The 12,187-nt window shown below is 37.2% G+C and carries 9 protein-coding genes; all 9 read right to left on the bottom strand.

All coding sequences use genetic code 11. The features are described from left to right. Positions 1 to 120 precede the first annotated feature (120 nt). The 9 genes from HNP81_RS16670 to HNP81_RS16630 all read right to left on the bottom strand — a co-directional run bounded on the left by HNP81_RS16670 (position 121) and on the right by HNP81_RS16630 (position 11,659). Positions 121 to 948: a carbohydrate ABC transporter permease gene (locus tag HNP81_RS16670; protein ID WP_182503340.1), complete on the bottom strand. Its 828-nt coding sequence runs from the start codon at positions 946 to 948 to the stop codon at positions 121 to 123. Next, entirely contained in the window at positions 948 to 1,745 is a 798-nt protein-coding gene (locus tag HNP81_RS16665) for a carbohydrate ABC transporter permease (protein ID WP_182503403.1), read from the bottom strand. The genes HNP81_RS16670 and HNP81_RS16665 overlap by 1 nt, the downstream gene beginning before the upstream one ends. 203 nt (positions 1,746 to 1,948) lie before the next feature. Further along, complete coding sequence (locus tag HNP81_RS16660; RefSeq protein ID WP_028390224.1) at positions 1,949 to 3,241, bottom strand: ABC transporter substrate-binding protein; 1,293 nt, start codon at positions 3,239 to 3,241, stop codon at positions 1,949 to 1,951. A 40-nt stretch (positions 3,242 to 3,281) separates the two neighbouring features. Further along, positions 3,282 to 4,856, bottom strand: coding sequence for an aminomethyl-transferring glycine dehydrogenase subunit GcvPB (gene gcvPB / locus HNP81_RS16655; protein ID WP_028390223.1), 1,575 nt, complete (start codon positions 4,854 to 4,856; stop codon positions 3,282 to 3,284). 26 nt (positions 4,857 to 4,882) lie between these two features. Then, positions 4,883 to 6,271, bottom strand: a complete 1,389-nt coding sequence (gene gcvPA / locus HNP81_RS16650; protein ID WP_182503339.1) for an aminomethyl-transferring glycine dehydrogenase subunit GcvPA — start codon at positions 6,269 to 6,271, stop codon at positions 4,883 to 4,885. A 282-nt stretch (positions 6,272 to 6,553) separates the two neighbouring features. Beyond that, the gene (locus HNP81_RS16645) at positions 6,554 to 7,333 is read right to left on the bottom strand and encodes an SDR family NAD(P)-dependent oxidoreductase (protein WP_182503338.1); all 780 of its coding nucleotides are present in this window, start codon (positions 7,331 to 7,333) and stop codon (positions 6,554 to 6,556) included. Positions 7,334 to 7,392: 59 nt separating this feature from the next. Next, on the bottom strand, positions 7,393 to 8,661 hold the full coding sequence (locus HNP81_RS16640) for a sugar ABC transporter substrate-binding protein (RefSeq protein WP_182503337.1): 1,269 nt from the start codon (positions 8,659 to 8,661) through the stop codon (positions 7,393 to 7,395). A gap of 144 nt (positions 8,662 to 8,805) precedes the next feature. After that, positions 8,806 to 9,948 carry a response regulator transcription factor gene (locus tag HNP81_RS16635; protein ID WP_182503336.1) on the bottom strand — a complete coding sequence of 381 codons (1,143 nt, stop codon included), beginning with the start codon at positions 9,946 to 9,948 and terminating at the stop codon, positions 8,806 to 8,808. Continuing rightward, entirely contained in the window at positions 9,923 to 11,659 is a 1,737-nt protein-coding gene (locus HNP81_RS16630) for a sensor histidine kinase (protein WP_312859694.1), read from the bottom strand. The genes HNP81_RS16635 and HNP81_RS16630 overlap by 26 nt, the downstream gene beginning before the upstream one ends. Between the last annotated feature and the right edge of the window lie 528 nt (positions 11,660 to 12,187).

Below are 12,187 nucleotides of genomic sequence, written 5' to 3'. Positions count from 1 at the left end.
ACCTTACGAGAAATGAAACTGACAAAGTGAGGTGGCAGAAGCGGACGATTAGTCGTTTATATCATCAGCGTGAATGTCTTCCCGTATTTTTACCTTTTCATCATTTCACACCTTTTACATTCATTCTTTGACAGATCCGCCTAAAATCCCAGAGATAAAATGTTTTTGCAGTAATAAGAAAAAGATCATAATCGGAATCGTGGATAAAGTAGTTCCTAGCATTAGTTGTCCATAATCAATCCTCGCCATTCCAATTAAACTTGATAATGCAACAGGAAGGGTAAACATTTCTTTTGAATTTAACGTAATAAGCGGCCAGAGTAAGCTATTCCATTGAGACATAAATAGAAAAATACCAACGGCAGCCATCGCAGGTCTTGTAACAGGCAATATGACTGTAAAAAATATTTTTAATTCCCCTGCCCCGTCTATTCTAGAGGCCTCCATAATTGAGTCTGGAATCGCCTTCATATTCTGCCTCATTAAATAAATAGCAAATGGAGAAGCAAGGGTTGGTAAAATAATGGCTTGATACGTATTTAACCAATTAAAGGTAACCATCATTTCAAACAAAGGAATCAATGTCACCTGTGAAGGAATCATTAATGTGCATAAAATAATGAAAAAGAAAACGTTCTTTCCTTTAAATTTAAATTTTGCAAAAGCGTATCCAGCCATTGCACTAATAAGCGTGCTAACCAATGTATAAACTAGCGCGATAAATAATGAATTCCAAAATATCTTTGCAATTCCTAATGACTCATTAAGTGTTTGAAAGTTCTTTGCTAAATAATCCCCTGGAAGAAGCTTAGGTGGAACACGAAAAATTTCCCCTGACGGCAATGTAGAACCGACAATCATCCAATAGAACGGCGCAATCGATAAGACAACACCTGCGATCAACAAAATATAAATGATTATTTTTGAGGTTATCTTCTTAGCCACCATTATTCATCACCTACCAATTTCATCTGAATCCAGGAAATGATTGCCGTAATGATGACAAGCACATATGCAATCGCAGACGCATAACCAAAGTCAAAAAATTTAAATCCTGCTTGATATAAATAAACCGTGATTGTCATCGTAGCATTATTTGGACCGCCCCCAGTCAAAATGAACGGCTCATCAAACAGTTGAAGAGTACCGATTGTTGACATGACAACCGTGAAAATAAATACTGGCTTTAATTGTGGAATTGTAATCATAAAAAATTGCTTTACTTTACTTGCTCCATCAATACTTGCTGCTTCATAAAGGTCAGATGGGATATTCTGTAATCCCGCCAAAAATATGACCATATTATATCCTGCCCATCTCCATGTCATCACAAGGATCACGGAGACCTTCGCCCAAAATGGAGTTGTTAACCAAGGAATTGAATTAACACCAAACAAGGATAAGAAATAGTTGACGAGTCCAAAATTCTCATCTAATAGAATCATAAAAACAATGGAAGCAGCAACAAGCGCTGTGATAGCAGGCATAAAGTAAGAAATTCGGAAAAATGCTTTCCCTTTTAACATGGAAGAATGCAGTCCCACAGCAATTAGTAAAGAGAGGAGGAGCATGATAGGAACCTGGACAATTAAAATTTGAAAGGTATTTAAAAGAGATTTATAGAATATAGGATCTTGGAATAATCTTGTATAATTAGCAAGTCCTACAAACGATTTCTCCACACCACGTACCTCTTGAAAGCTTAAGATAAACGATGATATTACTGGATAAACGGTAAAAATCATAATTAGTAGAAACGCTGGTCCGATAAAGAAATATGGAACATTTTTAGGTGTTAATAAACCCCTTCTTGTTTTGACTCGAAAGCTTGTATTAGCATTTACAACCTTTTCTGTTTGCTCCAACCGAGCCACCTTCCTAACTTCAAGGAATTTTAGATTGTGAGAGCTGAGTGGAGTTGGAACACTCTCTCTAGCTCTCTACAAAACTATTTCTTTCGTTCATTTTCTAATTGTTTTTTAGCTTCATTTAATCTAGTATCAACCGCTTTATTTTCAAGTAAAATGGCTGCTTGAGCATTACTTATAAGACTGCTAGCTTTTGCAAAGTTTTCGTTTACGTTAATTTGTGGTACTTGATCGACAATATCTGCAAATTTTTTGAAAATCGGACTATTGTTAAAATACTCATTGTTTTCAGTAAATTGCGGAGCACTATAGGTTTCCTTCAAAGATGGAAAAAGTCCATATTTTTCAAAACCTAATAGCTGAGATTCTGTATCAGTTGTAAAGAATTCAACAAAGGCATAGGCAGCTGACTGATTTTTGCTTGATGAAGGAATCAACACGGATGAACCTCCTACGTTTGCATATCTTGTGCCCCCATCAAAGCTTGGAAGATAAAAAGCATCCCATTTCCCTTTCAAATCAGGTGCTTGGTCCATAATGGTACCTGCGTACCATACACCATAAGGAACGGTGGCAACACTACCATTTACTGTAGCCGTTACAATTCCATCCCAACCTTTATTGTTTAAAACTAAATCCTCATCATGAAGCTTTTTGATTACTTCCATAGCACGAATAGCTTCCTTAGATTCTAGTGCAATTTTGTCATCTTTATCAAAATAAGAAAGTCCTTGCGACTGCATCATCATTTGGAAGACACCATCATAATTTGGAATATCGATTGGTAATAGCTGTGCACCAGTGGCTTTTTTAATCTTCTTCCCTGCTTCAATATAATCATCCCATGATTGGATGGAATTTGGATCAACATTTGCTTTTTCAAAGTAATCAACGCGGTAGAACACTCCAGCAGGCCCAATATCCCATGGAGCCGCCATGAAATCTCCATCCTCATTCTGTACAGCTGCAACCTTAGCTAAATTGAACGAATCCTTGTATTTTCCATAACCAAGCTTGTTCAAATTTAAAAATCCTTGTGGAAACTGATGTAAATATCCTGGGATTCTTTCATCTTCCATTAATACAACATCTGGAAGCCCTGAGCCTCTTGCTGCTAGACCAACCGTTAATTTATCATATAGGTCAGCGCTATTAAAATCCTCTACCTTTACCTCTACATCTGGATATTGTTTCTGAAACTTCTCCACTGCTTCTTTCATAGTTGAAGCCGCAACATCCCACCCCCATACAGTAATGGATCCAGACGGATGTTTAGAATTTCCCGTTTTCCCTTCATCCCCCGCTGTTTTATTGGAGCAAGCTGACAGCAATAATAGAAGCATAACTAGCATAATCGACATGTACTTTTTCATGTTTTTGCCCCCTATTTAAATGTCGTATTAACTGTTTAGATTAGTTAACCAGATCATAGGCTTTCGTATTTTTCAAATAAGTTCGCCAAGTGATACACCATTTATCTGGATTATCTAAATAATCTTGCTCGTCCATTTTATGGATTGTACTATTATGCGGGGCAGTTTTGACGATTTCTGGATTTTCATAGGCTTCTTTAGAAATTTGTTCTAGCGCATGAATATATTCATCTAAATCTTCTTTCGAATATGATTCAGTCGGCTCAAGGGTGAACGGTTGTTTCACGATATATGGGTGGTGGCTAGTCCAGTAGTGAAGACCAAAATCCGTCATCCTTAACGTAACATCCTCTGTCGTGACCCCTGTTTCCTGCGTCAACTGCTCCCAGCTATAACGAACCTGCTCTAGTCGATGGCCCTTGACATATGGTGCACTAGCCCCGCGAATCGCTAAAACCTTATGATACATATAGTTATTGTTTAATACGGCAATTTTCGCCACTTCTTTAAGACCTTCAGCCCCAAGTGCGCGAATCCAAGCATAGGCACGTAATACCGTTTGAGCTACACCATGGAAAGAGCGAACCTTACCAATAGAATGCGCTAAATCGTTGTTGAGTGAATATTTCCCATCATGATATTCGACAGTAGGTGCTGGTAAGTACTCCTTCAATTCTGCTGTTACCCCAAGTGCACCTGTTGCTGGTCCACCACACATATGGGGCGCAGCAAATGTTTTGTGAAGATTAAAGAAACACATATCAAAGCCTGCTTCTTTTGCTCTTGTAATCCCTAAGAGTCCGTTCGCATTCGCTTGGTCGTAAAAACAAAGACCGCCAGCCTGATGAATAACATCTGTAAATTCCTTAATCTTCGGATTGAAAATACCAGTATCTTCTGGGTTTGCGACTACAAAACCAGCGGTTCTTTCCGACACGGCTGCTTTTAACTTTTCAATATCAGGGAAGCCATTTTCATCCGGATGCAAAGTAATAATTTTATAACCCTTAACGGCTGCCGTTGCCGCTTGAGATGGGTGGGAGAAGATCGTCGTGATGATTTCATCCCGCTTATCGCCTTCGCCGTTTTGTTCATGGTATTTCCTTACAATCGATGCCATCGCAAAAAGTGCTTGTGTCCCGCTACTTGGCTGGAAGGAGAAACAATCCATTCCCGAAATTTCTCTCATGCATAAATCAAGCTTGTAAAAAATCTCAAGCATCCCTTGAACAGTTTCTTCATTCTGTAATGGATGAAGCTCCATCATTTTAGGGTCACGTACTAACAATTCATTGATTTTTGGAATGTATTTCATCGTACAAGTGCCTTGTCCGATTTCAACATTAAAATCCGAGCCAAGAGTTTCTTGAGAAAGTCTGAGATAATGTCGTAATACACGCGCCTGTCCGATTTCCGGAAGATTTGGCTTATTCTTTCTCTGCATGGATGCTGGAATGGCCGATGTTCCATCTCCAACGGATAATGCAACGTTTTCGTTTACTGGCGGCAATTCGACTCCCTTTTCTCCAGGCTGATGAAGTTCAAAAATAATGGGTTCATTCCATTTGGCTTGATGAAAATCCCTTGTTTTGCTTTTACGTTGAATCCTTTGCATATCTGATTGCTCCTCTCTTCTTTTGATTATTTCGCTAGAATATCCTTAAGCGCTTGAACTAAACCGTCAATGTCCTCTTTCGTATGAACCTCTGTTACACAAAACAATGCCGTTTGACCAAACTCAGGAAACTCTAGTGAAAGGTCCTTCCCGCCAAAAATCTTCTTATCTAGCAATCTGTGATTTATTTGTTCGACGGTATACCCTGTCTGATTAAAATCGACGATAAATTCTTTAAAAAACGGTGACTCAAAATGGGATCCACTTACATTGGCAATTTGATTTAATTGTTGAACAGCATACTGGCTATTTTGCATAATCGTTTGGCCGACCTCCTGCATACCATCTGGACCAAGTAATGCTAAATAGACTCCGGCAGTAATTCCCCATAATGCTGTCTGCGTTCCAACAGACTCTTTTCCTTTTTCTCGCTGTGCAAATGAAGTTCGTTCATAAGCCACATCGCCAAATCCGTATTCTCCTTCTTTTACAGTTGGGACGATACCAAACAAACGAGATGGGTATTCATTGACAAATTTCAACTCATTATGCGTAGCAATGAAGCCTGCCTGTCCACCGCTGTAATTCATATGCATGCCAAGCGGCTGCAGATCTCCACAGACAATATCTGCACCATAATGACTCGGCGGTGCCAGTACACCAAGAGAAATTGGATCAACCCCTACAACCATTAACGATTCATTTTCCTTTAATAGTTTGGAAATCTCTTGTCCTTGCGCCTCAATAAACCCAAGGTACGATGGATTTTCAAAATAAAGGGCTGCCACATCTTCTGTTAGTTTTGTTTTTAAATCCTCTAAGTCCATTGCTCCTGATTTCGTATCAAATTGCACATATTCAAATTCTAATGTTGGAGCACCATAGTTAATGATAATTTTGCTTCGTTCTGGTGCAACCGTTTTAGCTAATAAGACTTTCTTTCTTCCGGTAATACGGGCTGCCATTCGAATTGATGTTGCCGCCGCCTGCCCCCAGTCAAAGGTTGGAACATTGACAACATCCATATCTACTAATTCAGCTAGTAAACTTTGATACTCAAATAGCGCCTGGAACCGTCCGTGATCCTCATACGGTTCACCTGCATACGCCGTTAAAAATTCAGAACGCTGATTTATTTCATCACACACCGCTGGAATAAAATGCTGCCAGCAGCCAGCACCTAGGAAGTTTACATATTCCTTTGTACTTGTGTTCTTATTAAGAATTCCTTCAATATGACGTCTAAGCTCATATTCTGTTAATGCAGGCGGCAACTCTAGGTTTTCTTTAAGTTGCAGCTCCTCAGGAATACATGAGTATAGCTCCATAATCGATTCAGCACCAATTACCTTTAACATCTCAGCTTGTACTTCTGGTACCATATTTGGTATGTAAGGGTGTACCTTTTGTGACATGAAAATGACCTCCTTGTAGTCATATGAAATGAATTTTATTTAAAGTTAAGGCTGTTTTCACATACTTTGTTGCTTTTCAATCATTTTTACACTAATATCCCGGGTTGATTTCCGTTGTAGAGGCGGTCTCAGAAGCCTCCTCAGTGCTTTGCACTTGCGGGGTCTCCCTCAACACGCTTTTCTAAGCAGGAGTCTCGCACCTGTAACGAAGATCAACATCTGTTCGAATTGGTTTCTTGCTAAAAACAACAATCTTTACGAAAAGAGCCAAAGTTAAAAAAATTAAGCTAAACCTCCGCCATCTACAATTAAGTCTGTACCTGTTACCCATGCTGATAAGTCACTTGCTAGGAATAAAACTCCTTTTGCAATATCATTCGGCGTTCCAAGTCTTTCTAAAGGTCGTCCTTTTGCAGAAGATACTAAAAATGCATCCTCTTGCTGTTTCAATTGCTTTGCTTCATCCCTTAATAACGGTGTGTCGGTATCACCAGGACAAATACAATTCACACGAATATTTTGCGGTCCATGATCGATTGCCATTGCCTTCGTTAAATTCACAACTCCAGCTTTCGCTGCGCAATAAGCGACTGCTTGATCTCCACCTTTAAGTCCCCATCCAGAGCCGGTATTAATAATACTTCCTCCACCACTCTCCGCCATAAGAGGAATTAAATATTTTGAAAGGAGATAAACCCCTTTTAAAGAAACATCAATCACTAAATCCCAATCAGATTCTTCTAAATCAACAACTGTTTTTCTTCTAATCACACCAGCATTGTTAAAAAGAACATCGATCGTCTCGTAATTTTTTTCGATATAGTCTCTCACGGCGATACAGTCGTTCCCCTTTGTAACATCACATTTTAAAAACTCAACCTGATAATCTTTCTTTTGCAGCTCAGCTACAGCCTTCTGACCATTTTCTTCATTAATATCAAGCATAATGACCTTTGCACCAACTTCTGCTAAAAGTGTTGCCGTAGCTAAGCCTATCCCTGAAGCTCCCCCTGTAACAACACACACCTTATCCTCTAAACCGAAATAATCTTGTGTTAACATCCTAACCCCTCCTGAAATCATTTAGTTAAGCTATTTTTTAATAATCGCAAATCCTTTATTTACTGCCCCAGATATTTCTCAGAATCCTTCACAGCATTATTCAATAATGTTTCTGCATCTTGTTCGAGCAAAGTGGCATTTATTGCTGCAGATAAATTCCGATTGATTGCATCCCAATTCTTAGTAAGTAGAAAAGCTGGGGTACCATTCGATCTTTCAAGCATTTTGTAGAAAGGCTCTATTAATGGGTCTTTTTCTGTTTTCATTTCTTTTACTAAACTAATACGGACAGGTAAATCAGCCTTCCTCATTTTTACTACTTCTGGTGAATTGTAATATTTCACAAATTCCCAAGCTAAATCTTTATTCTTTGAATCCCTTGCGATCGAAACCGCAGAAGAAGAAATAACACCTTTCACTGGTTTTCCGTTAAATGCAGGCATTTCAACTGTTCCAAAGTTTATATTGGCTTCTTTAAATTCTTCTAATGGCCAAAATCCACTTTCCCACATCGCAATCTTACCTGCTATAAAATTCTCCTCACCGCTTTGTTGATTTTTACCATCTACTAGAACAGCACTTGTATCCTGGATCATATCTGTAAGCATTCTTATCGATTCAATGGTTTCTGGGCTATTCATATATCCAGCGATTTCACTTCCATCATCACTTATAAAGCTTGAGCCATTACTCCAAACAATCCCTTGAAGATCGTAAGTATCTGGTTCTTGTCTTACCCCAAATCCATACTGCTCCTTAGCGGGGTCCGTTAATTTCTTTGCTATCCCTTTAAAGTCATCCCATGTCCATCCATCCTTTGGATAGGGGAGGTTTGCTGCATCAAATATATCTTTGTTATAATAGACCACCCTTGTTGTGAAGCCTGCCGGGATGCCATACAGTTTCCTGTACATCGTCGAGTGATTCAATAGACCTTGATAATAATCATTCATGTCTATAAAAGGATCTCTGTTAATAAAATTATCTAGTGGTTCAAGATTCTGAAAATAGGCGGGAAAATTCCACATATACATGACATCTGGAGGATTTTTTGCCCCAAATGAAGCAGATAGCTTTTGATCAAATTCATCACCATATTCTTCGACTTGGACCTTTATATATGGATTCTTTTCTTCAAATTTTTTAGCAATTTTTTTTTGAATTTTTAAAGACTCTCCTGAATCCCAAGTCGCAAAACGAAGGACGATTTTATGTTTTTGTTCCTTCCTAATTTGATTAGGCTCGCTCTTACTAGATTTATTATTGGAACAGGCAGCAGTTACGAAAACTAGCATGATTACTAAAATTGTTATCCAAAACTTCTTCATCGTTCGCTCCTCTTTTTTCTTCACAACCAATAGTAACCGCTTTCATTGTAACTTGAATGAAAGCGGTCTTGAACTTAAAATTATCTTATTCTTTTTGTAATATTGTTTGAACTTTCATAAAATTATAAGTGACAGGGAAATTTGTTAGCTTACATTCTTCTTTTTGTTCTGTCTATATTCTGACGGGGAACTTCCAATACACTTTTTAAACCATTTGCTGAAATACTTCCCATCCTGAATGCCTATTTTTTCGCCGATTTCTTGTAAAGGAAGCGAAGTATTCTCAAGTAGATTACATGCAGACTGAACTTTAAGCTTTTCGATAAAGGTGATAAAACTTTCTCCCACAGTCTTTTTAAACATGGTACTAAAGTGACTCCGGCTTAAGCCAACTTCATTTGCTACATGGCTTGAAGTAAGAGGTTCATCTAATTGTTGGATGATGATTTGAACAGCCTTTTGAATGGGGAATGGCCAATCATCCATTGAAAGCTCAAATTGTTTTTCAAATTTGAATTTATGGTATAGATTAACAACCCCTTCCATCCACTCATCCATACCTTGATTTAAGCCATTCATCTTCCAGCGAATTGCAGGATCAATGGCCCTAGCCTCAACTAGAAGATGCTCAAAATCTTCTTGTGCTTTTTCTGGAATAAAAATAAATGATTGATCCTGACCACAGTATATTTTCGCAAATTGTTTTTCATCAGAAGACCATTTCTTATGAAAAAGTTCATTATTATTAAGCCCGTTTACTAAATAAATATAAAAAGATTTCTGCATCCACTGCCAATCTTTAAAAAACAGCTCCCCTAATAGCTTCGGAAAAGAATTATCAAAGCCACATAACCATTCATAAAAATCCTTGTCTATATTAGCAGAATTAAGAGGAGTTTGGATATTTGTTTGATTAATTTCATTTTCAAAGCGTCCAAGATATTCTTCAAAATCCTTGTCTTGAAATGCTGTTTTCAAAATATATCCCGAAGCCCCAATATTCATTCCCTCTTGTGCAAATGTGAAGTCTCGATGGCAGCTTAACAACAATATTTTGGTTGCTGGGGAAATTTGTTTGATGTTTCTGGCAAACTCAATACCATTCATTTCAGGCATAACTATATCCGTGATCACTACTTCAGGAGAATATTCCTGAAACAGCTCCCAAGCCTTTTGTCCATTAGGAGCATCAGCAATAACCTCCATACCAAACTTTGCCCATTCGACCGTTGCGATTAATCCTTTTCTAACAATGAGTTCATCATCCGCAATTAATACCTTTATCATCGACGTATCTCCTTTTCGGCAGTTTTATAATAAAAATTGTTTTTACACCAATGACTGATTCGATTGATAGGCCATACTCCATTCCGAAGTGAAGCTTTACGCGTTGATCAACATTAATAACACCGATTCCTCTCCCTTTATCATTTTGATGTTTTGGGATAAGAAGCTTTTCAATAGTCTCCTGATTCATTCCTTTTCCATTATCCGTTAAGATAATTTCGAGATGTTCAGGTTTAGCAATAACCACAAGTTCAATTCTCCCCCGACCATCTTCAAATGCATGGAAAAAGATATTTTCAAATAACGGCTGAAGTGTCATCCTTGGGATTAAATAGTCGAGACATTCCGAACGGATATCCTCGATATATTCAAATGTTTGTCCAAAACGTATTTCTTGAACCTTTAAATAATGCTTGATTGTCTGAAGCTCCTGTTTTATTGGAATTAACTCATCGGAAAAATTTAAATTTTCATGAAGCACCTCAGTCAAATGATAGATCATCTCTTGTACTTCCTTTGCTCCTAGCAGCCTTGCCTTCCATTGGATAGAGTTTAAAGTGTTAAATAATAAATGGGGGTTTATTTGATAATGGAAAGCTCTTAATTCTGCCTGCCTTTTTAATCGTTCAGTCGTGCTAATTTGCTCAACTAACTCCTTAATTTGATTGACCATATCATTAAAGCTTTGGGCTAAGACCCCTAATTCATCATTGGAGGTAACTGCTATCTGCGTATCTAAGTTTCCTTCACTGACCCGCTTCATCGAGGATTTTAAACTTTTAATCCTCTTTGTAAGTGGAACGGAAAATACGACAGCCAGAACATAAACAAGAATAATTGAAAATAAAATAGCCAATATGGTATAGCGATAAATAACATTGGATGATTGATAATAATATTCTTGAGGAATGCGAACATGGATATCCCATCCATAGGCATCAAAATGATTATTCCAGACTATATCTGTTTTCAATTCTTTTGGTGCGTTTTTCGTTTTATAGACTATCTGATGCTTACCATTTTTCAAAGTGATAGAAGAATGCAGCTTATTTTCAAGAAATCCAATATAAGAGAACAGCTCCTCAGCATTTATTTCTATTAATAGCTTACTCCCCTTTAATACTCCAAACTGACTTTCAATAGGAACAACAAGACCCATTATTTTTTCGTTTTTTTCACCCGTATAATAATGGTCAGAATTATAAAATCCTATCCACAAATCTCCTTCTTTAAGACTATTAATTTCTTTCCAGAAAGATTTTTGAAAGAGCTTGTGAATATCTAGGCGACTATTCCCATAATAGTAACCTGTATTGGTAATTAAATAGATTCCTTTAGTATTATACGTTTTATGTGCCTCTAAATATCTTTCAAAGTTTTCAATTTCAATAAATTCAGTATAACTACGAGGGATTTCCTCCTTTAATATAACTAAAGTTGGGTCTGATAAATACTGATTGATATCCTTCGAAACGACATACATTTGCTCAAATGTATTTTCGATTTGTTCATCAAGCTGAGACACCGCAAATTGCTCATACTCATTAAATTGTTTATTTACAATCTCAGAAGACTTCCCATATGATAGAAATCCAAATATAAGCAATGGAAATAGAGCAACAATCAAAAAAAACAGCACCATCTTCGTACGTATACTGCCGAAAGAAAAGAATATAAATTTTACTATCCGTTTTTTAAAGATATTCCTCACGCCCATCACCTGATATTAAAAATAATTAACCTAACCCCATAATATCAAAAATTCGAAAAATAAAGAGTAATTCTTGAAGTTCACCTAAGTTTCTTTTAAATACTTCATTTTCTGGTAACTACTCTGATCTCGGGATTTTTAGAAATCCGGAAGGATGGAAAAGCTCATCTTACACACTAACACCTTAATTGACAAATAGGAATACCAACCGCTATATCCTCGTAATGGCAAATGTCCGACAATAGCCTTATCTATTAAGATTTCCATGTGAAATACATTTACAGTTAAGACGAGCTTCTAATGTAAGAAATGCATGTTTCTTCCCCCTTTTTCGTATATTCATTTAAGTCAGCCAAAATCATGAGGAAGAATCATACAAAAAAACTTCCCTTTCTAATATGCAAAAAATTTAACACATTGGCAAAAAAAAATAAACCTACACTACTTTATACTCTTCTATATTCGTTATAACTTTCCTTACTTTTAAGTCAGAAAGATTTATTTATATACACATAGGAAGTGTACAAA

The sequence above is a fragment of the Peribacillus huizhouensis genome (assembly GCF_014138605.1).
Lineage (GTDB): Bacteria > Bacillota > Bacilli > Bacillales > DSM-1321 > Peribacillus > Peribacillus huizhouensis.
This window is presented reverse-complemented; position numbering and strand designations above follow the sequence as displayed.

Bases quoted from the DNA above. Each gene is read 5' to 3' on its own strand.
- HNP81_RS16670 (WP_182503340.1), bottom strand. From the start codon at position 948: ATGGTGGCTAAGAAGATAACCTCAAAAATAATCATTTATATTTTGTTG.
- HNP81_RS16665 (WP_182503403.1), bottom strand. From the start codon at position 1,745: ATGATTTTTACCGTTTATCCAGTAATATCATCGTTTATCTTAAGCTTT.
- HNP81_RS16660 (WP_028390224.1), bottom strand. From the start codon at position 3,241: ATGAAAAAGTACATGTCGATTATGCTAGTTATGCTTCTATTATTGCTG.
- gcvPB (WP_028390223.1), bottom strand. From the start codon at position 4,856: ATGCAAAGGATTCAACGTAAAAGCAAAACAAGGGATTTTCATCAAGCC.
- gcvPA (WP_182503339.1), bottom strand. From the start codon at position 6,271: ATGTCACAAAAGGTACACCCTTACATACCAAATATGGTACCAGAAGTA.
- HNP81_RS16645 (WP_182503338.1), bottom strand. From the start codon at position 7,333: ATGTTAACACAAGATTATTTCGGTTTAGAGGATAAGGTGTGTGTTGTT.
- HNP81_RS16640 (WP_182503337.1), bottom strand. From the start codon at position 8,661: ATGAAGAAGTTTTGGATAACAATTTTAGTAATCATGCTAGTTTTCGTA.
- HNP81_RS16635 (WP_182503336.1), bottom strand. From the start codon at position 9,948: ATGATAAAGGTATTAATTGCGGATGATGAACTCATTGTTAGAAAAGGA.